This is a genomic window from Bacillus sp. EKM206B, assembly GCF_011066015.1.
Classification (GTDB): Bacteria; Bacillota; Bacilli; order Bacillales; family Bacillaceae; genus Bacillus; species Bacillus velezensis.
Genome location: NZ_JAAMNL010000001.1, coordinates 518,848 through 538,321 on the forward strand (window position 1 = coordinate 518,848; position 19,474 = coordinate 538,321).

General features: G+C 49.7%; 21 protein-coding genes. 17 read left to right on the top strand and 4 right to left on the bottom strand.

Features of this window, described 5'->3' with window-relative positions; all coding sequences use genetic code 11:
* The first annotated feature begins 77 nt into the window (after positions 1-77).
* Positions 78-653, top strand: coding sequence for a TetR/AcrR family transcriptional regulator (locus G9F50_RS02580; RefSeq protein ID WP_015418312.1), 576 nt, complete (start codon positions 78-80; stop codon positions 651-653).
* A gap of 145 nt (positions 654-798) precedes the next feature.
* Here the strand turns inward: G9F50_RS02580 and G9F50_RS02585 are convergent, their stop codons facing one another.
* From G9F50_RS02585 to nagA, 3 genes are read right to left on the bottom strand one after another with little or no spacing between them, the layout of a single operon-like run.
* Positions 799-1,530, bottom strand: coding sequence for a GntR family transcriptional regulator (locus G9F50_RS02585; protein WP_012118554.1), 732 nt, complete (start codon positions 1,528-1,530; stop codon positions 799-801).
* A 13-nt stretch (positions 1,531-1,543) separates the two neighbouring features.
* Positions 1,544-2,269, bottom strand: a complete 726-nt coding sequence (gene nagB / locus G9F50_RS02590) for a glucosamine-6-phosphate deaminase (RefSeq protein WP_060562503.1) — start codon at positions 2,267-2,269, stop codon at positions 1,544-1,546.
* On the bottom strand, positions 2,266-3,456 hold the full coding sequence (gene nagA / locus G9F50_RS02595) for an N-acetylglucosamine-6-phosphate deacetylase (RefSeq protein ID WP_060562504.1): 1,191 nt from the start codon (positions 3,454-3,456) through the stop codon (positions 2,266-2,268). The genes nagB and nagA overlap by 4 nt, the downstream gene beginning before the upstream one ends.
* Positions 3,457-3,625: 169 nt before the next feature.
* On the opposite strand from nagA, the gene hprK reads away from it, so the two are divergent.
* The 4 genes from hprK to G9F50_RS02615 are packed head-to-tail and all read left to right on the top strand — an operon-like array spanning position 3,626 to position 6,583.
* Entirely contained in the window at positions 3,626-4,558 is a 933-nt protein-coding gene (gene hprK / locus G9F50_RS02600; RefSeq protein WP_003151456.1) for an HPr(Ser) kinase/phosphatase, read from the top strand.
* A gap of 14 nt (positions 4,559-4,572) precedes the next feature.
* Positions 4,573-5,388: a prolipoprotein diacylglyceryl transferase gene (gene lgt, locus G9F50_RS02605; protein ID WP_060562505.1), complete on the top strand. Its 816-nt coding sequence runs from the start codon at positions 4,573-4,575 to the stop codon at positions 5,386-5,388.
* Positions 5,389-5,413: 25 nt separating this feature from the next.
* Complete coding sequence (ppaX, locus tag G9F50_RS02610) at positions 5,414-6,064, top strand: pyrophosphatase PpaX (protein WP_060562506.1); 651 nt, start codon at positions 5,414-5,416, stop codon at positions 6,062-6,064.
* 3 nt (positions 6,065-6,067) lie between these two features.
* Positions 6,068-6,583: an acyltransferase gene (locus G9F50_RS02615; RefSeq protein ID WP_060562507.1), complete on the top strand. Its 516-nt coding sequence runs from the start codon at positions 6,068-6,070 to the stop codon at positions 6,581-6,583.
* Positions 6,584-6,603: 20 nt separating this feature from the next.
* Here G9F50_RS02615 and G9F50_RS02620 read toward each other — a convergent pair whose 3' ends face one another.
* Positions 6,604-7,329: a C39 family peptidase gene (locus G9F50_RS02620; RefSeq protein ID WP_012118548.1), complete on the bottom strand. Its 726-nt coding sequence runs from the start codon at positions 7,327-7,329 to the stop codon at positions 6,604-6,606.
* Positions 7,330-7,570: 241 nt separating this feature from the next.
* On the opposite strand from G9F50_RS02620, the gene G9F50_RS02625 reads away from it, so the two are divergent.
* From G9F50_RS02625 to G9F50_RS02680, 12 genes are all read left to right on the top strand, one after another.
* Positions 7,571-8,743, top strand: a complete 1,173-nt coding sequence (locus G9F50_RS02625) for an ATP phosphoribosyltransferase regulatory subunit (RefSeq protein WP_007407436.1) — start codon at positions 7,571-7,573, stop codon at positions 8,741-8,743.
* Positions 8,736-9,377 carry an ATP phosphoribosyltransferase gene (hisG, locus tag G9F50_RS02630; protein ID WP_012118547.1) on the top strand — a complete coding sequence of 214 codons (642 nt, stop codon included), beginning with the start codon at positions 8,736-8,738 and terminating at the stop codon, positions 9,375-9,377. The genes G9F50_RS02625 and hisG overlap by 8 nt, the downstream gene beginning before the upstream one ends.
* Entirely contained in the window at positions 9,374-10,687 is a 1,314-nt protein-coding gene (gene hisD, locus G9F50_RS02635) for a histidinol dehydrogenase (RefSeq protein WP_060562508.1), read from the top strand. Before hisG ends, hisD begins: the two co-directional genes overlap by 4 nt.
* Positions 10,653-11,237, top strand: coding sequence for an imidazoleglycerol-phosphate dehydratase HisB (hisB, locus tag G9F50_RS02640; protein WP_060562509.1), 585 nt, complete (start codon positions 10,653-10,655; stop codon positions 11,235-11,237). Before hisD ends, hisB begins: the two co-directional genes overlap by 35 nt.
* Complete coding sequence (gene hisH, locus G9F50_RS02645) at positions 11,238-11,876, top strand: imidazole glycerol phosphate synthase subunit HisH (RefSeq protein ID WP_007407432.1); 639 nt, start codon at positions 11,238-11,240, stop codon at positions 11,874-11,876.
* Positions 11,873-12,610: a 1-(5-phosphoribosyl)-5-[(5-phosphoribosylamino)methylideneamino]imidazole-4-carboxamide isomerase gene (gene hisA, locus G9F50_RS02650; protein ID WP_020956401.1), complete on the top strand. Its 738-nt coding sequence runs from the start codon at positions 11,873-11,875 to the stop codon at positions 12,608-12,610. The genes hisH and hisA overlap by 4 nt, the downstream gene beginning before the upstream one ends.
* Positions 12,607-13,365 carry an imidazole glycerol phosphate synthase subunit HisF gene (hisF, locus tag G9F50_RS02655; RefSeq protein WP_007407430.1) on the top strand — a complete coding sequence of 253 codons (759 nt, stop codon included), beginning with the start codon at positions 12,607-12,609 and terminating at the stop codon, positions 13,363-13,365. The genes hisA and hisF overlap by 4 nt, the downstream gene beginning before the upstream one ends.
* Positions 13,362-13,982, top strand: a complete 621-nt coding sequence (hisIE, locus tag G9F50_RS02660; protein ID WP_007407429.1) for a bifunctional phosphoribosyl-AMP cyclohydrolase/phosphoribosyl-ATP diphosphatase HisIE — start codon at positions 13,362-13,364, stop codon at positions 13,980-13,982. The genes hisF and hisIE overlap by 4 nt, the downstream gene beginning before the upstream one ends.
* Positions 13,983-14,193: 211 nt before the next feature.
* Complete coding sequence (locus G9F50_RS02665) at positions 14,194-15,963, top strand: ABC transporter ATP-binding protein (protein WP_007407428.1); 1,770 nt, start codon at positions 14,194-14,196, stop codon at positions 15,961-15,963.
* A 201-nt stretch (positions 15,964-16,164) separates the two neighbouring features.
* A complete protein-coding gene (locus G9F50_RS02670; protein WP_060562580.1) occupies positions 16,165-16,842 on the top strand; it encodes a response regulator transcription factor in 678 nt (225 codons plus the stop codon).
* Positions 16,839-17,900: a sensor histidine kinase gene (locus tag G9F50_RS02675; protein ID WP_060562510.1), complete on the top strand. Its 1,062-nt coding sequence runs from the start codon at positions 16,839-16,841 to the stop codon at positions 17,898-17,900. Before G9F50_RS02670 ends, G9F50_RS02675 begins: the two co-directional genes overlap by 4 nt.
* A 115-nt stretch (positions 17,901-18,015) precedes the next feature.
* Complete coding sequence (locus G9F50_RS02680) at positions 18,016-19,470, top strand: tetratricopeptide repeat protein (RefSeq protein WP_012118538.1); 1,455 nt, start codon at positions 18,016-18,018, stop codon at positions 19,468-19,470.
* Positions 19,471-19,474 lie beyond the last annotated feature (4 nt).

The following is a 19,474-nucleotide window of genomic DNA, read 5'->3' on the forward strand; positions in this document are numbered from 1 at the left end:
TAAGTGCTTTTGACTTTTTTATGTCCCTTTTCTATACTAAAATCGATTGGTTTTCGTAATATGCAGGAGGAAACATAATGAACAGTAAAACCGGGACAAAAGAAAGAATTATTCAAACCTCTGCATATCTTTTTCAGATTCAGGGATACCATGCGACTGGTTTGAATCAAATTATAAAAGAGAGCGGAGCACCCAGAGGGTCTGTGTATCATCACTTTCCAAACGGAAAAGCAGAACTCGCCATTGCGGCGATCAAATATACGGGAAGATGCGTTGAAAAGCAAATACAGAATAGTATGTCTCAATTCGCGGACCCTATAGAAGCGATTCAGCACTTTATTCATGTAACGGCTGAACAGTTTAATGATCCGCAGAATATTGAGGGCGTGCCGGTTGGATTGCTGGCGGGTGAGACCGCTCTGATCAATGAAACGTTAAGATGCACATGTGTTGAGGTGTTCAAGAAGTGGACGGATGTGTTTGCGGCAAAATTTCTTGAGCATGGGTTTGAACAAGAGGAAGCGGAGAAGCTCGGGGTGACAATCAACTCGATGATTGAAGGCGCAATCATGTTTTCGCTGGCTCATAAAAACAAAGAACCGCTGCTGCTGGTTTCAAAGCAGGTTCCGTATATTGTCCAAAACAGAGGGTAGCATTTTATTACTCTTTTCTTTATAAAAATAGATACCAGAACCACAGCCTCTTCGTTTTGACAGAGTCATAGAGAACATTCACCGGCTTGATTTGAAAATGGCAGATCAAAAAAACATTCTCCAACCCGTAACGGTTGGAGATGTTTCATTTCACCCTGTCCATATAATGCACGAATGTGTAGCGGTCGCCTCTGTAGGCGGATTTGACGTGCTCAAAGGCAGTGCCGTCCTGCAGATAAGTGGTCCGCTTGATATAGAGGACGGGGGCGCCGGGCTGGATACCGAGCAGCTCAGCTTCTTCCTCGGAAGCGGCTCCCGGTTCAAGCTCTTGTTTTGCCCGTGAGATCGGCATCTGATTGTACGCTTCAATATGCTCATACATGGATGATTGAAAATGGGAGGCGTCCAGTTTTCCCGCCTTGTCAAACGGGATGTACGAGGCCTCGATCGCCATCGGGATATCATTTGCCAGCCGGACGCGGATGATTTTATGAAGCGTTGCCGGATAGCCGCATCCCAGGATAGAAGATAATTCTTCCGTCGCCTGAATCAGCTGGTATTCGGCAAGTCTGCTCCCCGGCTTCATGCCCCGGCTTCTCATATCTTCCGTAAAGCTTGTCAGCCCTTGAAGCGGCTGTTCCATCTTCAGTTTGCTGACGAACGTTCCCCGGCCTTTCTGCCTGTATAAAAATCCTTCATTCACCAGATTGGAAAGCGCCTGGCGCACCGTCATTCGGCTGATGCCGAATTGTTCGGCGTATTCCCGCTCCGACGGAAGCAGCGCATCCGCTTTCAGCTCGCCGTTTTTGATTTGTGTTTTTAATTGTTCCATAATCTGAAAGTAAATCGGAATCGGAGATTGTTTATCAATCTGCATAGGTCAAATCCTTTCAATCGCCGCCCGCAGCCTTTTCATCAATCAAGACCGTCACATCCGGATGCGCGTGCAGGGCGGAGGCGGGGAATGCTTCGCTGAGGCGCCCGTCCAGAAGCTGCTTCACCGCTTGGGCCTTGCTTTTTCCGGATGCCATGATCAAAATCCGTTTGCCGGACAAAATCGTCCCGATCCCCATTGTCAGGGCTTTTACAGGGACTTGATCAATTGACGGAAAGTACCGCGCATTCGCCTGTCTTGTCTCTTCATTCAGCTCAACGACATGGGTTCGGGATTCAAATGGCGTCCCGGGTTCATTAAAGCCGATATGGCCGTTGTGTCCGATGCCTAAAAGCTGTATATCCGCTCCGCCGAGTGTTTGAATCAATCGGTCATAGCGTCCGCATTCGGCATCAAGATCGTCTGCCCGTCCGTCAGGGAGAAAGTGGCGGTCCTTTCGGCTGTCGATATGTGCAAAAAAATGTGTATTCATATAATAATGATAGCTGTTTTTGTCCTCGGGAGAAAGCCCGGCGTATTCATCAAGGTTGATCGTCGTGACATTTCGGAATGACAAGCCCTCTGAGCGGTGCATCCGCACAAGTTCTTTGTATACGCCTTCAGGAGTGCCTCCCGTCGCAAGGCCGAGAACGGCATCCGGCTTTTGTTTCACTGTTTCAGCGATAATCGATGCGGCTTTTTCACTTAATTCTTCATAATGTCTGCATGTGATAACGTTCATGTCCAATCAGCCTCCCTTGAGATATATGCGGTGTTTCCGCGGCAAATCGTTGCCAGCACGCCGCACTGTCCGTCCGTCAGAACAACGTCGGCGTCTTTTCCTTCGGCGATGCTTCCTTTACGGTCGAATATGCCGAGGCGGCGGGCCGCATTTGCCGATGTCATATTTGCTATATCCAGCCATGAGCAGTTTGTAAACCTGCGCATGAGCGCTGCGCCTTCATTCATTTTTAAAATGGAACCGGCCAGCGTCCCGTCAGAGAGAAGCGCCGTGTCCCCGCGAACGGTGACTTTTTGTCCGCCGAATTCGTATTCTCCGTCCTTAAGCCCTTTTGCCCGCATGGAGTCTGTAATCATGATCAGGTTTTTGCTTCCTTTCGCCAAATAGGCAAGCTTAACGGCCAAAGGATGGGAATGAATGCCGTCGGTGATCAGCTCCGCCGTGATGCGGCCGCAGGCGAGAGCCGTACCGATGCCCCCCGGCTCACGATGATGAAAGGAGCTCATGGCGTTGAAGAGGTGCGTCATATGCACCGCCCCGGCATCCGCCGCTTTTTGTAAAAGCTCGGCTCCTGCGTCTGTGTGTCCCATTGACGGGATGATGTTTTGGTCTTTTAAATAACGGATCAGGCTGAAATCAGGATCTTCTTCCGGCGCAAGCGTCACAATTTTGATCATCCCTCCCGAGAGCCGCTCCCATTTCTGAAAGAGCCCGGCATCAGCAGGAGTAATCCATTGTTTCGGCTGTGCTCCCGCCTTTTTCGGAGAGACAAATGGTCCTTCTAAATGAATGCCGATCAACTCAGCGCCTTTTTGGGCCTGCGGTGAGGAAGACGTCCATTCTTTGGCGTTGACGAGCGCTTTTTCAATGTTTTCGTGCTGCTGTGTGATTGTTGTCGCTAGAAAAGAGGTTGTTCCTTCTTCGGGCAGCCGGGCGGACATTGTATCAAGTGCTGCAACATCAGCATCCATCGTATCCGCGCCGTATCCGCCGTGAATATGAATATCAATCATTCCGGGAAGCGCATACGAGCCCGCGGGCGCCTTCCATTCCTTCTCATACGTTTCTTGCGGTCTTGTTTTCCCCGCGTAAGAAATGATGCCGTTCTTTATACCAAGAAATCCGTTTCGGATGATTTCTTCTTCTGTTACGATGTCCGCACCGCTGATTAACAAGCTTTCAGCCACTTTAAAACACGCCTTTCTGGTTAGTTGTTAGTTTTATTTTACTCCTTTTCAGACTAGTTATCTATACCAGTTATGCCGGAATTGTATAAATCTGTTTTGGTTCAGACGGTAAAGTGATAAAATATAACTGTTCAAAGCTCGGAACATCCCAGAACAGGAGGAACATATCTTGGCAAAGGTTCGGACCAAAGACGTAATGGAGCAGTTCCATTTAGAATTGATCAGCGGAGAAGAAGGGATTAACCGCCCGATTACGATGAGTGATTTATCACGGCCCGGTATTGAAATCGCCGGTTATTTTACATATTACCCGAGAGAACGGGTGCAGCTTTTAGGAAAAACGGAGCTGTCATTTTTCGATCAGCTTCCCGAGGAAGATAAGAAACAGCGGATGAAATCGCTGTGCACCGATGTGACGCCGGCTATCATACTTTCCAGAGATATGCCGATCCCGCCGGAGCTTGTAGAAGCTTCTGAGCAAAACGGCGTGCCTGTGCTCAGATCCCCTCTGAAAACAACCAGGCTGTCAAGCAGACTGACGAATTTTCTTGAGAGCCGTCTCGCGCCGACAACGGCCATTCACGGCGTGCTTGTGGATATATACGGCGTCGGCGTGCTCATTACGGGAAAAAGCGGCGTCGGTAAAAGTGAAACAGCGCTGGAGCTTGTCAAACGAGGCCATCGTCTTGTCGCGGATGACTGCGTTGAAATCCGGCAGGAGGATCAGGATACCCTTGTCGGGAACGCGCCTGATCTGATTGAGCATCTGCTCGAAATCAGGGGGCTCGGCATTATAAATGTCATGACGCTGTTCGGAGCGGGCGCCGTCAGAAGCAATAAAAGAATTACAATCGTCATGGACCTTGAGCTTTGGGAGCAAGGGAAACAATACGACCGTCTCGGACTTGAAGAAGAAAAAATGAAAATCATTGATACGGAAATTACAAAACTGACCATTCCTGTCCGCCCGGGGCGGAATCTCGCCGTTATTATCGAAGTTGCGGCGATGAACTTCAGATTGAAGCGGATGGGCTTAAATGCTGCCGAGCAATTCACGAATAAGCTGGCGGATGTCATTGAAGACGGCGAACAAGACGAATAGGAGTTGGCAATGATATGAATGAAGCAGGAACACCAATCAATCCGATTGCCTTTCAGCTCGGGCCATTATCCGTGCACTGGTACGGAATCATTATCGGCGCGGGCGCGTTATTAGGGCTTTGGATGGCCATGAGGGAGAGTGAAAAGCGGGGGCTGAAAAAGGACATTTTTATTGATCTTGTTCTTTTCGCCATCCCGATCGCAATCATTTGCGCAAGGGCATATTATGTGCTTTTCGAGTGGAGCTATTACTCGGAACACCCCGGGGAAATCATTAAAATTTGGAAAGGCGGCATCGCGATTCACGGCGGATTAATCGGCGCAATCGCGACGGGAATCGTCTTTTCAAAAATAAGAGGCATCTCATTCTGGAAGCTGGCGGATATTGCCGCGCCGAGTATTCTGCTTGGCCAGGCCATCGGGCGCTGGGGGAACTTTATCAACCAAGAGGCTCACGGTGAAGCGGTCAGCCGGTCATTTTTGGAAAGTCTGCATCTTCCGGATTTCATCATTAATCAGATGTACATAGACGGACAATATTATCACCCGACGTTTTTGTATGAATCGCTGTGGAGTTTTGCGGGCGTCGTGATTCTGCTTCTGCTCCGCCGCGTGAACCTGCGCAGGGGCAATCTGTTTTTGACGTATGTGATCTGGTATTCGATCGGCAGATACTTTATTGAGGGAATGCGGACGGACAGCCTGATGCTTACGAGCCAGCTTCGGATCGCGCAGGTCATTTCCATTGTGCTGATTGTACTTGCGTTTATTTTAATGATTTTCAGACGCATGAAGGGGTATGCCGATCAGCGGTATGCCGACACGGACTGACGTCTGAAATCGGAAAGGACATAAGATGACTGATAAACGTGTAACCGCCATTTTATTTGATCTCGACGGCACGCTGATTGACACGAATGAACTGATTATCGCTTCTTACCTTCATACGCTTGATCATTATTGCCCGGGGCAGTTTAAAAGGGAAGATGTGCTTCCGTTTATCGGCCCGCCTCTGTATGAAACGTTTTCAGGCATTAATGCTGAAAAGTGCGATGAGATGATCAGCATGTACAGAGCATTCAACCATGAAAAGCACGATGAGCTCGTCACGGAGTACGAAACGGTTTATGAAACGCTGGATGAATTGAAAAAAGCGGGCTATCAGCTCGGGATTGTCACCACAAAGCTGAGGGATACAGTCAATATGGGATTGAAGCTGACAGGCATCGGGGCGTTTTTCGATACTGTCGTCACGCTTGATGATGTAAAGCATCCGAAGCCTGACCCCGAGCCTGTGCGGCTTGCGCTCAGCTGGCTTGGGTGCGATCCGTCGGAAGCCATAATGGTCGGTGACAATTATCACGATGTCATGGCGGGAAAAAACGCCGGCACGAAAACAGCCGGCGTCGCGTGGACGATTAAAGGCGCACAGACGCTTTCCGCCTATGAACCCGATTATATGCTCGAGAAAATGAGTGATTTATTGCACATCACCGGAGTGAAGTAATCCGTGAGAAAAACAGACCGCCATCCGGTTTCAGGTGCAAATTCATTGTGGCATGTTTATCAGACGGTTCCCTTTCTGAAGGTGATGAAAAATTTCATCATCATTCAGATCGCAAGGTATACGCCGTTTTTAAGCGTGAAAAACTGGCTGTACCGAACCTTTTTGAAAATGAATGTCGGAAAAAAGACGTCATTCGCGCTGATGGTGATGCCGGATATCATGTTTCCCGAAAAAATCACTGTCGGAAAAAACAGCATCATCGGCTACAATACGACGATTTTGGCTCATGAATATTTAATACATGAGTACCGGACCGGTTTTGTCACAATCGGTGACGAGGTGATGATCGGGGCAAACACAACCATTCTGCCCGGCGTCACCATCGGGAGCGGAGCCGTTGTATCAGCCGGCACGCTGGTGCACAAAGATGTCCCGGCCGGGGCGTTTGTCGGAGGAAATCCGATGCAGGTGATCTATACGGACGAAGAAATGAAAGAACGAATGGGAAAACCCCGCTGATTAACGTCAGCGGGGTTTTTTTATGACTTGATCACAATGGCCTGGCTGCCCATCTGCTTCCAGGCTTTTTCAAAGTCAGACCGATCTGTTTTTCTGTTTTTATAGCCGTAGGGATCATTGACGTATACATAATCGTGATCATAACCGGTGACGGCTACGCTATGCATGCTGAACGTAACGTCGATCTTTCCGTTCGGCGTATTCCAAGTCTGCATATTATCAACCGGCTTAAAGGATGTGGTGGTAATCACCCAGACCGGCCGCCCTTTTTCAAGCTGGCGGTACACTGAAGAAATGTCTTTTCCCGTCAGATCGTATACTTTGTTTCCCGCATATTCTTTGGCAAGTTTATCAATCGGCTCATGATAAACGCCTAAACCCGGGCCGTTTTCCATATCTCCGGCAAATCCTTCATTCGGATCTCCCTTCAGCCCGCTGCTGTATGTGAGCGGAACTTTATTGATTTTATCCGCCAATGTATTTTTTGATACATGATATCCGGCATTGTTCAAAATCATGGCAAGGCTTGTCACCTCACAGCCATTGTAAAGTCTGGGAGAATCCATCTGTCTGTACAGAACGACATTCAGCGGTGACGCGCTCCCTTTTAACGGTGTTTTCTCATCAGGCTCGTCGGACTGCTGATTGAAAAAATTCAAATGAATATCGTTTGTATAGATGTTATATCCCAGATAGACAAGGACGGCTGTCAGAATCAGCACACATAATGTTCCAAGCGTCTTCATTATCAATTCTTCTCCCTTGTTTCTGTTGAAGCTATTCTATGTATTATAGCACTTCTGCTCAATATGATTCGATCGTTCCGATATGTTTACAGGTTTGTTCATTCTTTAGCCATGTTTATGGAAAAGAATAGGCGGACATTGGGCGTTGCAATTCATTCTTTTATCTGCTAACATATTATCATATTAGCGAACTAAAGGATTCGGAATTTTCCTTCAGACAAAGCGGAGGTGTAAAAGGCAAATGTTTATGTTTGAGAAACCGCATGGCATGAGAGATACGCTGCCCGGTTTATACGAAGCCAAGAAAAAAGTCCGTTCCACACTGACGGATTTAATTGATAAATGGGGTTATCAGTTTATGGAGACGCCGACCCTTGAATTTTATGAAACAGTAGGCGTCCAGTCAGCCATTGAAGAACAGCAGCTGTTTAAGCTTCTCGATCAGGACGGAAAAACGCTTGTGCTTCGGCCTGACATGACCGGACCGATTGCCAGGGTGGCGGCGTCTAAGCTGCACAAACACAATCATCCGCTCAGAGCGGGGTACGCGGCAAGCGTCTATCGCGCTCAGGAGCGGGAAGGCGGACGTCCGGCCGAATTCGAACAGGTCGGCGCGGAGCTGATCGGCGACGGATCAACAAGCGCGGACGCCGAGGTGATTGCGCTGGCGGCCGGCGCTTTGAAAAACGCGGGATTGCACCGGTTTAAAATCGCGATCGGCCATGCCGGACTCGCTGATGAGCTGTTTGTCGAGGTTCTGGGCAATGCCGAGCGGGCGGATGTTCTGCGGCGCTTTCTCTTTGAAAAGAATTACGTGGGATACAGGGAACATGTCAAATCGCTTCCGCTTTCTTCAATAGATAAAAGCCGGCTGCTCGCACTTCTGGAATTGCGAGGCGGGAAAGAGATCTGCGCCAAAGCGGAGGAGATCATCGGCATCTCCGGACAAAGCTTGATTCAGGAGCTGGAAGACCTGTGGGACATTCTTGAGGATTACGGATGTGCCGAGCATATTCGCCTTGATCTGAATATGGTAAGCCATATGAGTTATTACACGGGAATTTTATTCGAAGTGTATGCGGCAAATGTCGGTTTTGTCATCGGAAGCGGCGGACGCTATAACAATCTTCTCGGCCATTTCGGCAGTCCCGCTCCCGCCACGGGTTTCGGGCTCCGTATCGACAGGCTGATTGAAGCGCTCGGCATCCAGGAAGAAACTAGTGAAGCGGACGCCGTGATTTTCAGCAAGGAGCAGCGGGCGCAGGCCATTTTATTCGCGGAGGAAGAAAGGGCGAGAGGCAGAAAAGTCGTCCTGCAGGATCTGGCGGGCATTGAAAATATCGATCATATGACAAAATCATTCGCAAACGTCACATACTTTATCGGTGCCAGAAAGGAAGAGCAGAATGGGTAAGGTACTCACAATGGCAATGCCAAAAGGACGGATATTCGAAGAAGCGGCCGGGTTGCTGCGGCAGGCCGGGTACAGGCTGCCCGAGGAGTTTGAAGAATCGAGAAAGCTGATCATTGACGTTCCTGAAGAAAATCTCCGCTTTATTCTGGCAAAGCCGATGGATGTCACGACTTATGTCGAGCATGGCGTCGCTGATGCCGGTATTGCCGGAAAGGATGTCATGCTTGAGGAAGAGCGTGACGTGTATGAGGTGCTCGATCTGAAAATCAGCAAATGCCATCTCGCCGTTGCGGGGCTTCCCGGAGCGGATTGGAACGGAGTCGCCCCGAGGATTGCGACGAAATATCCGAATGTTGCGTCAAGTTATTTCAGAGAGCAGGGCGAGCAGGTGGAAATCATTAAGCTGAACGGTTCGATTGAATTGGCGCCTTTAATCGGGCTTGCTGACAGAATCGTAGATATCGTATCAACCGGGCGGACATTAAAAGAAAACGGTCTCGTTGAATCAGAACATATTTGTGACATCACATCGCGTTTTATCGTCAATCCGGTCAGCTACCGTATGAAGGATGATGTAATCGACGAAATGGCGGCCAGGCTGGCCAGGGTTGTGGAAGGAGAAACGGCACAATGAAAATAACCGCAGTAAAAAGAAGCGAGCGGTTCTCACTGAAGCGTTCCATCGACAGCGGAACCGAAGAGCAGCGGAAAACCGTCAGGGGGATTATTGAAGACGTCAGACAAAACGGTGACAAAGCCGTTTTGGCCTATACAAAAACATTTGACGGCATCAGCCTGAACCAAATGGCCGTGAGTGCAGAGGAAGTCACCGAGGCGTACCGTCTGCTTGATGATCAGCTGCTGGAAGTGATCAGAAAGGCGATTGCCAATATTAAAGAATATCACGAACGTCAGCTGCAATCCTCGTGGTTTTACCATCGCAAAGACGGCTCGATGCTCGGGCAGAAAATAACGGCGCTCGATTCCGCGGGCGTATACGTGCCGGGCGGGACGGCCGCTTATCCGTCTTCCGTTTTAATGAATGTCATCCCCGCTCTCGCTGCGGGAGTGGAGCGGATCGTACTCGTCAGTCCTCCGGGAAAAGACGGCCGCCTTTCGCCGGGCGTTCTGGCGGCGGCGTCTGAGCTCGGCATAAAGGAAATTTACAAAGCGGGAGGCGCGCAGGCGATTGCCGCGCTCGCTTACGGAACCGAAACGATACAGCCTGTTGATAAGATCACGGGCCCCGGCAATATATTTGTAGCACTCGCGAAGCGCGAAGTCTTCGGCGTTGTGGATATTGACATGATTGCCGGGCCCAGTGAAATCGTGGTCCTTGCAGACGATACGGCGGTGCCCACAGAAGTCGCCGCTGACCTGCTTTCACAGGCCGAACACGATACGCTCAGCTCAAGCGTGCTTGTCACCGACTCACGGAAGCTTGCCGAAGCCGTATCAGATGAGGTGGATAAACAGCTTCAGACGCTGCCGCGTAAAGAAATCGCCGAAGCGTCGATCAAGGATCACGGCCGCATTTATATCGCGGAATCGATGGAAGATGCAGTGGACACGGTGAATGCGCTGGCACCCGAGCATTTAGAAATCATGACGCATTCGCCGGAGGCTTTGCTTGGAAGCATCAGACACGCGGGGGCGATTTTCTTAGGGCGATACAGCGCTGAACCGGTCGGCGATTATTTTGCCGGACCGAATCACGTTTTGCCGACAAACGGAACGGCGCGGTTTTCAAGCCCGTTGAATGTAACAGATTTTCAAAAGAAATCGAGCATCATCTCATACAGCCGGAAGGCATTTGAAACGCACGCGGACAGCATTTCCGCCTTCGCGAGACTGGAAGGGCTTGAAGCGCACGCAAGATCGATTGAAGCGAGAAACGGAGGAATGACCGATGAGAAAAGCGGAACGCGCCAGAACAACAAATGAGACCGATATTAAGCTGGCTTTCGAAATAGATGGAGAAGGAAAAGCCGACATCAGCACGGATGTGCCGTTTATGACTCATATGCTTGATTTGTTCACAAAGCACGGGCAATTCAATTTAACTGTTGACGCAAAAGGCGATACGGAGATAGATGATCACCACACGACTGAAGACATCGGCATCTGCTTAGGGCAGGCTTTTTTGGAGGCGCTCGGTGATAAAAAAGGGATCAAACGGTACGGATCAGCGCTAGTACCGATGGACGAAGCGCTCGCCCAAGTCGCCGTAGACCTGAGCAACCGGCCGCACCTTGAGATGCGCGCTGCATTTCCGCAAGCGAAAGTCGGAACGTTTGATACTGAGCTGGTACATGAATTCTTATGGAAACTGGCGCTGGAAGCGAGAATGAATCTGCACGTCATCGTTCAATACGGCACGAATACGCATCATATGATAGAAGCCGTGTTTAAGGCGCTTGGCAGAGCGCTGGACGAAGCGTCATCCATTGATCCGCGTGTCAAGGGTGTGCCGTCTACGAAAGGAATGCTGTAAATGATCGGTGTAATTGATTACGGTATGGGCAATTTATTCAGCGTGTCGAAGGCGCTGGAACGCGTCGGTGTCCCGTATGTCGTATCAGACCGGCCGGAAGAGCTTGAAAAAGCGGATGCTTTTATTCTCCCCGGTGTCGGATCATTCAGTGACGCCATGGACAATTTACGCAGCGCGAAGCTTGATCAATTCATACACCGTATGGTTGACGAGGGGAAGCTGCTCCTCGGCATCTGCCTCGGCATGCAGCTCATTTTCGAAGAAAGCACCGAAAACGGCTCTGCAAAAGGACTCGGTTTATTAGCCGGAAAAGCTGTGAGACTCAAAGACAGAGATGCCGAAGGAAACAAGCTGAAGGTGCCGCATATGGGCTGGAACCGGCTGACGTTTCACCAAACGTCTCCTTTGCTTTCGGAAGCGGAAGAAGGCTTCGTTTACTTTGTCCATTCCTATTATATAGACGGGATGGAAGACGGCGATCTTCTGGCAAGCGCTGAGTACGGCGTTCGTGTTCCGGCCGTCGTCGGGAAACGCAATGTCTTCGGTGCACAGTTTCACCCGGAAAAAAGCGGTACGGCCGGAATGGCGATCTTAACGCAATTTACAAAAATGGCAGCGGAACAGAAGGTGAAGAAATGAACGCTTTTACATTATATCCGGCAATCGATATGAGAAACGGCAAATGCGTCCGCCTCATCCAAGGCGATTACGGCAAGGAAACGATATACGGTGACTCTCCTTTAGACATGGCGGCGCAATTTGCAAACGAAGGTGCCGAATGGATTCATCTCGTGGATCTTGACGGCGCGAAAGCAGGCAGGAAAGTAAACGACAGGCATGTTCTTGACATTGCGCGGCAGCTTGATGCCAAAGTCGAGATCGGCGGCGGGATCCGTTCTGAAGCGGATGTGTACGGTTATTTATCACAAGGTGTTGATCGCGTCATTCTCGGCAGCTCGGCCGTTTCCGATCCGGCATTTGTGAAGAGCATGCTGAAACAATACGGCGGCAAAATCGCGATCGGTCTTGATGCAAGGAACGGATATGTCTCGACGGAAGGCTGGCTGGAAACATCCTCGGTAAGGGCGGCCGATCTGGGTCGTGAATTGGCGGCCGAAGGAGCGGAAACCTTCATTTTCACGGATATTGCAACTGACGGCATGCTGTCAGGACCGAACATCGAAAGCACCGTTCAGCTCGCAAAAGCAACGGGAAAAACCGTCATCGCTTCAGGCGGAGTCAGCTCAGTCGCCGACCTCAAAGCACTGGCCCGCTTCAAAGACGCCGGCGTATCGGGAGCGATTATCGGAAAAGCGCTGTATACAAAACAATTTACATTGGCCGAAGCGCTCAGCGGGGTGAAGGACGCATGATCACGAAACGAATCATTCCGTGTCTCGATGTGAAAGAAGGCCGCGTCGTCAAAGGCATTCAATTTCTCGGGCTGAAAGATGCGGGCGATCCTGTCGAGCTGGCCGAAGCTTACGACAGAGAGGGCGCTGACGAACTTGTTTTTCTCGACATTTCCGCCTCTCACGAAGGCCGCAAGACGATGACGGACGTCGTAGAACAGGTTGCGGCAAAACTGGCGATTCCGTTTACGGTCGGCGGCGGAATCAATCAATTAAGCGATATGAAACGAATGCTTCGCGCCGGCGCTGATAAAGTATCCGTTAATACAGCGGCCGTTCTCCGCCCCGAGCTGATTACGGAAGGAGCAGATTTTTTCGGCTCGCAATGCATCGTAGCGGCGATTGACGCAAAGTATGATGAAGATTCGGATTGCTATAAAGTGTACACACACGGCGGGAGAAAGAAAACCGAGTGGGAAGTCACGGCCTGGGCAAAAGAAGCCGTCAGCCGGGGAGCGGGTGAAATCCTGCTGACAAGCATGGACGCAGACGGTGAGAAAACAGGCTTTAATCATACGCTCACACAGCTTGTCACACGTGCCGTCCCGGTGCCCGTCATTGCGTCAGGGGGAGCCGGCAGCGCGCGCCATATGCTTGAAGCCTTCACGATCGGTGAAGCGGACGCCGCGCTTGCAGCTTCCATTTTCCATTACAAAGAGACATCTATAAAAGAAGTGAAAGATTATATGAAGAAACACGGGGTGAATGTGAGATGAAACGGGCAGATGAACTGCGGTTTGACGAGGCCGGACTGATTCCCGCCATCGTGCAGGATGCGGCAAGCAAAGAAGTACTGACACTGGCTTATATGAATCGTGAATCCTACGAAAAAACGATAGAAACGAAAGAAACCTGGTTTTACAGCCGTTCACGCGGGGAGCTGTGGCATAAAGGAGCGACGTCGGGGAATACCCAAAAGGTGAAAGCCATCCGCTATGATTGCGATCAAGATGCTCTTGTCGTGCTTGCGGAGCCCTCAGGACCCGCATGCCATAAGGGAAGCTACAGCTGCTTTTCTCCGGAAAAAGCGGACGCGCAGGATCGTTTCGGCATCTTAAATGAACTGGAAAGCGTAATCGCCAAACGGCAGGCGGAGATGCCTGACGGAGCCTACACAACGTATCTGTTTCGGGAAGGCGTCGATAAAATCCTCAAAAAAGTCGGCGAAGAAGCCGCAGAGGTTATTATCGCCGCGAAAAACCGCGACCATGAAGAATTAAAATGGGAAGCGGCGGATTTGCTGTATCATTTGCTCGTTCTTCTGCGTGAGCAGTCGCTTCCTTTGGACGACGTGCTTGACGTTCTTGCAAAACGCCATTCAGCATCTGAGTAAAACAAACCTCACGGAGAGATCCGTGAGGTTTTTAATCTGTCAAACTTAAACATTCAATTAAATATTCCTTATTTCCGCAACCGGAGGCAGATGAATTTGATAATATTGACTAATAGAGTTTATTTTGGTTTTTATCAAAAATATACGTTTTGTTCATATTCCGTTCATGCACATCCGTTATAGTATAAACAGTGATATAGGAGGAAAACATATGCCGAATAAACAACCAAAACCTAAAGGGAAATTCAGCTCATTCTTTTCATTAGTCAAAAAAACAAAACCATCATACGGTATGCTGGCCTTCGCGCTGTCTCTCAGTATTGTGACAACGCTCGTCAGCCTGCTGATTCCGCTGTTGACAAAGCAGCTCGTTGACGGCTTTTCCATGTCGTCGCTGTCAGGCGTGCAAATCGGAATCATCGCAGCCGTGTTTATCGTACAGGCCGCATTAAGCGCCTACGCCACCTACGCCCTGAACTACAGCGGCCAGAAAATCATCTCGGGACTGCGTGATTTGTTGTGGCAGAAATTAATTAAACTGCCCGTCTCTTATTTTGACAAAAACGCCACGGGAGAAACGATCAGCCGTGTCACCAATGACACAATGGTGGTAAAAGAGCTGATCACAAACAATATCAGCGGATTTATTACCGGAATCATTTCCGTTATCGGGTCACTGACGATCTTATTTTTCATGAACTGGAAGCTCACATTGCTCGTGCTGATCGTCGTGCCGCTGGCTGCGGTGATTTTAGTGCCGATCGGCCGGAAAATGTTTAAAATTTCTCGGGAAACACAGGATGAAACGGCGAGATTCACCGGATTATTAAACCACATCCTCCCGGAAATCAGGCTTGTAAAAGCGTCAAACGCTGAAGAAGCGGAATACGGACGCGGAAAAGCAGGCATCATGGCACTCTTTAAACTCGGGCTGCGTGAAGCGAAAGTGCAGTCGCTCGTAGGCCCGCTTATTACACTTGTATTAATGGCGGCGCTGGTCGCTGTCATCGGGTACGGCGGGATGCAGGTGTCATCCGGTGAATTGACAGCCGGCGCACTCGTTGCCTTTATTCTGTATTTGTTTCAGATCATTATGCCGATGGGTCAGATCACTTCATTTTTCACACAGCTTCAAAAATCCGTCGGCGCAACGGAACGGATGATTCATATTCTTGCAGAAAAAGAAGAAGATATCCAAACCGGAAAAGCCATTGAAAACGCGGATCAGCCGATTAAGCTTGAACAAGTCTCATTCGGCTACAAAACAGATCAAACCATCTTAAAAGACATTACGGCTACGATTGAGGCCGGCAAAGTCACCGCGATCGTCGGACCTAGCGGCGGCGGGAAAACAACGTTATTTAAGCTGCTTGAACGATTCTACAATCCGACTGCGGGCAGCATCCTGCTCGGAAATGAACCGATTGATGCGTATTCCCTTGAGTCATGGCGGGAGCATATCGGCTACGTGTCGCAAGAAAGCCCGTTAATGTCAGGCACCATCCGCGACAATATCTGCTACGGATTAAAACGCGAGGTGACCGATGAGGAACTGAGGCAAGCGGCTGACATGGCCTACGCTCTGCAATTTATTGAAGACTTACCGAAGAAATTTGAAACCGAGGTCGGTGAGCGGGGAATTATGCTGTCAGGCGGACAGCGCCAGCGCATCGCCATTGCCAGAGCGCTCCTTCGCAACCCGAGCATTCTGATGCTTGATGAAGCGACATCAAGTCTGGACAGCCAATCTGAAAAATGGGTGCAGCAGGCGCTGGAAGTTCTAATGGAAGGGCGGACCACGATTGTGATCGCCCACCGTTTATCCACGGTTGTGGATGCAGATCAGCTTCTCTTTGTCGAACAGGGTGAAATCACCGGACGGGGCACACACCATGAATTAATGGCATCCCATTCGCTGTACCGCGATTTTGCGGAGCAGCAGCTGAAGCTGAATGCCGACTTAGAAAACAAAGCTGTGTAAAGCAAGACTTTATGAATCAAAAGCAGCTGAAAAAGCTGCTTTTTATTTTGCAGCCGGAGTCCTGTTCATACGGGTGTACGGTCGGTAACGATGAAGAGCCAAGCCATAAGCGTGTATGCCGGTACAGGAGACAATGAAAAAATTCGGTTTATAAACATCATGTCGATTCATGAAAAGAAAAAAGCAGAAGGAGGGGTTTTCATGGCTGTCATATTGGTTGTGGATGATGACCGCCATATCCGTGAGCTTGTCCGCCTTATGATGGAGCAGAGCGGTTTTGACGTCGCAGAAGCGGAGGACGGGGAAGCGGCGGTGCGGCTGATCGAATCAGCACCTATAGATCTCATCATACTGGATGTGATGATGCCGAAAATGGACGGGTTTGAAGTCAGTGAAGCCGTCCGCAGCTTTACGGACATTCCGATTTTGATGCTGACGGCAAAAGGCGAAACGCTGGACAAAGTGCAAGGTTTTACTTCCGGAGCGGATGATTATCTCGTCAAACCGTTTGAGCCGCTTGAGCTGGAAGCAAGGGTCAAAGCATTGCTGAAACGGTACCGGATCACCGCTGAAAAACTGCTGACCATCGGAACGGTCACATTAGATAAGCAATCCCGCACCGTAACGCGCGGCGGCGGAGCGGGATTGACACTGCCCCGGCGTGAATTTGAGCTTTTATTTAAGCTTGCCGGTTATCCGAATAAGACGTTTTCAAGAGAACAATTAATAGAAGATATTTGGGGCTTTGATTATGAAGGTGACGAGCGGACGGTTGATGTGCATATTAAAAGGCTGAGAGAACGGTTTCCGGAAAAAGACTATCCGTTTGCCATCCATACGGTGCGGGGGCTCGGGTATCGGTTTGTGGTGACAGGATGAAACGGATCTTCAGAACGGCTGGAAAAATCATCATCCTTCTCACCGTCACCGCATTCTTATGGCTGGCGGCTCACCTGATTGTTCAGGGATTCGGTCTCATATGGCCGATTTTGCTTGTGCCGTACGCCGAGCAGATTCTGACGCTTTGGCTTGTTTTCGGCCTGCTGTTTGTAACGATGTTTATTTTTTCAAAGTCAGCACGTGAAAGGCATCATGCGATCTGGGATTCGCTGACCGCCACGATCAAGCAAATGTCGAGCGGCAACTTCACAGCGGCCGCTTCCCGGAAAATGGAGAAGATTGAGCGGAACCATCCCGTGACGAAATTGGCTGATGAACTGTCGACACTCGCCGCGGAACTGAGTGAAATGGAAAAACTGAAACAAGAATTTATTTCGAACGTTTCCCATGAAATCCAAACCCCGCTCACTTCATTAAAGGGCTACGCGCATCTTCTGAAAAAAACGGATTTATCATATGAGGAGCGGGGGCGCTACTTACACATCATCGAAACAGAAACAGAACGACTATCAAAAATCAGTGAAAATCTGCTGAAGCTCACTGCGCTCGAACGCCAAACCGAACCGATACAAAAAAAACCGTTCCGCATTGACAAACAGCTGCGGCGCACCATATTGACCTGTGAGCCTGAATGGTCCGCCAAACAGATTGAGTTTCTCATTGATTTACAGGAGTCGTATGTGTACGGAGATGAAGCGCTGCTCAGCCAAGTATGGATGAATCTGATTCACAATGCCGTGAAATTTACCGGTGAAGGCGGCCGCATTTCCGTTAAAATTGTTGATCTGCCGGGAGCGGCCGCTGTCGAAATCGCCGACGACGGAATCGGAATGGAGCCTGAACAGGCGGAGCGTGTATTTGAACGGTTTTATAAAGCGGACAAGGCGAGAAACGAAGGAGGAAGCGGGCTCGGCCTGTCCATCGCCCAAAAAATCGCAGAGCTGCACGGCGGTTCGATAGAGGTTGAGAGCAAGCGCGGCGAAGGAACCCTTTTCCGTGTCATTCTTCCAGCCGAGCCTCGTGAAAAAAACAGCTAAAATCTGGTCGAACCAGCCAGTAAAAAACGAAGCCGATCCTGTCTTTTGAACTATTGAGGTGAAACCGTTTTATGGTATACTACTGACGGTAATACGTATAAAACGGAGGATATTTGTGGGAAAACACACTTCTGAACAGAAAAAGCACGCGCAAATTGTCCAGCTGCTTCAGGATGGACAATATTTTTTTCATAAAGGCTTAAAAGCATATAAAGAGCGGAATTTAAAGCGGGCCAGCAAACTGATTCAGCGGGCCGTCCACCTCGAGCCGAATGATTCCGAAATGCTGTCCCGGCTGGCCGTCATTTATTCTGAAATGGGCCACTACCAGCAGTCAAATGAGCTGTTCGACTTTATTTTGGTGAACCTGAAAGAAGAAATGCCCGAGTGTCATTACTTTAAGGCGAATAATTTCGCGCATTTGGGGCTCTTTCAGGAAGCATACAAAGAAGCAGCGGCTTATTCAGATGCCGATCCGGACGGGGAATTCAGCGAAGAAATTGAAAATCTGATGGAGCTTTTGGATTTCGGCGAAGCGGGTGAAAACGAATCGCTCTATGACCAGGATGAGCTGCTGATCAGGCAGGATCGGGCAAAAGCGCTTCTTGAGAGCGGCCAGCTTCATGAAGCGGTTGTCATGCTTGAAGAGATTACGGCCGATTACCCCGAGCTTTGGTCTGCATACAACAACCTGGCGCTCGCTTACTTTTACTCAGGCAATGTCACAAAAGCGAAACAAACAGTATTCGAAGTGCTTGAGAAAAATGAAGGCAATCTCCATGCCCTGTGCAACCTCCTTGTATTCTGCTATTACGAGAGGGAAGATGAAAAAGTCGGAGAATTGAGCGGGAAACTCGCCAATGTGTATCCGATTTTATTCGAACAGCGCTATAAGCTGGGGGCGACGCTTGCGCTTGTCGGCAGACATGATCTCGGTTATAAATGGCTCCGTTCTCTTTACAAAAGCGGATTCGAAGGCGACGAAACGTTTTATTACTGGCTGGCCGCCTCAGCCTACGGGACAGGCCGCACAGAATTTGCGGAAACCATTTGGAAAAAGGCCGAAGCCGAATTTCCCGAATCAGACCGGCCCGCGCCTTGGGCGGAGCGGCAGGAACCCCTGCCTGCTTCACTTGAACAGCGGCTTGCCGCCTATTATATCAGCAGCGCTGAAGGAGAGCGGAACCAGCTTGAAAAAGTTCTGACGGCAAAACGCGCCGTTTCACCGTTTGAACAAGATTTCGTCAAACTGCTGCTTTCCGGTGAAAAAGGCGCTTCAGGCGTCTCCGGTGATGCGCTGTTCACGTATCGGACGGTCAAGCTGCTGGAGAAAGCGGAAGCCGACAGTTTAAAAACTGACGTCATGAGCTGCTGGGTTTTTCACGTCATTCAGCATATCCGGGCCGCCGCTGCCGTACAGAATGAGCGGGCATGGGCCGCAGCCATCGCATATGTATGGAAAGAAGCAAACGGCGAAAAAACGACGAAAAAAGAAACGGCCGCCGTTTACGGTATAACCCCGGCAACACTTTCGAAATACATCAGACAAATAGATGATATATTAGAATAAAACC

What these genes read in the sequence shown, in the direction of transcription:
- hisA (WP_020956401.1), top strand. Translation starts at nt 11,873, where the DNA reads ATGAACGCTTTTACATTATATCCGGCAATCGATATGAGAAACGGCAAA.
- G9F50_RS02580 (WP_015418312.1), top strand. Translation starts at nt 78, where the DNA reads ATGAACAGTAAAACCGGGACAAAAGAAAGAATTATTCAAACCTCTGCA.
- hisG (WP_012118547.1), top strand. Translation starts at nt 8,736, where the DNA reads ATGGGTAAGGTACTCACAATGGCAATGCCAAAAGGACGGATATTCGAA.
- nagB (WP_060562503.1), bottom strand. Translation starts at nt 2,269, where the DNA reads ATGAACGTTATCACATGCAGACATTATGAAGAATTAAGTGAAAAAGCC.
- G9F50_RS02585 (WP_012118554.1), bottom strand. Translation starts at nt 1,530, where the DNA reads ATGCAGATTGATAAACAATCTCCGATTCCGATTTACTTTCAGATTATG.
- hisF (WP_007407430.1), top strand. Translation starts at nt 12,607, where the DNA reads ATGATCACGAAACGAATCATTCCGTGTCTCGATGTGAAAGAAGGCCGC.
- G9F50_RS02675 (WP_060562510.1), top strand. Translation starts at nt 16,839, where the DNA reads ATGAAACGGATCTTCAGAACGGCTGGAAAAATCATCATCCTTCTCACC.
- G9F50_RS02670 (WP_060562580.1), top strand. Translation starts at nt 16,165, where the DNA reads ATGGCTGTCATATTGGTTGTGGATGATGACCGCCATATCCGTGAGCTT.
- ppaX (WP_060562506.1), top strand. Translation starts at nt 5,414, where the DNA reads ATGACTGATAAACGTGTAACCGCCATTTTATTTGATCTCGACGGCACG.
- hisH (WP_007407432.1), top strand. Translation starts at nt 11,238, where the DNA reads ATGATCGGTGTAATTGATTACGGTATGGGCAATTTATTCAGCGTGTCG.
- hisB (WP_060562509.1), top strand. Translation starts at nt 10,653, where the DNA reads ATGAGAAAAGCGGAACGCGCCAGAACAACAAATGAGACCGATATTAAG.
- G9F50_RS02620 (WP_012118548.1), bottom strand. Translation starts at nt 7,329, where the DNA reads ATGAAGACGCTTGGAACATTATGTGTGCTGATTCTGACAGCCGTCCTT.
- hisD (WP_060562508.1), top strand. Translation starts at nt 9,374, where the DNA reads ATGAAAATAACCGCAGTAAAAAGAAGCGAGCGGTTCTCACTGAAGCGT.
- G9F50_RS02625 (WP_007407436.1), top strand. Translation starts at nt 7,571, where the DNA reads ATGTTTATGTTTGAGAAACCGCATGGCATGAGAGATACGCTGCCCGGT.
- G9F50_RS02665 (WP_007407428.1), top strand. Translation starts at nt 14,194, where the DNA reads ATGCCGAATAAACAACCAAAACCTAAAGGGAAATTCAGCTCATTCTTT.
- lgt (WP_060562505.1), top strand. Translation starts at nt 4,573, where the DNA reads ATGAATGAAGCAGGAACACCAATCAATCCGATTGCCTTTCAGCTCGGG.
- hisIE (WP_007407429.1), top strand. Translation starts at nt 13,362, where the DNA reads ATGAAACGGGCAGATGAACTGCGGTTTGACGAGGCCGGACTGATTCCC.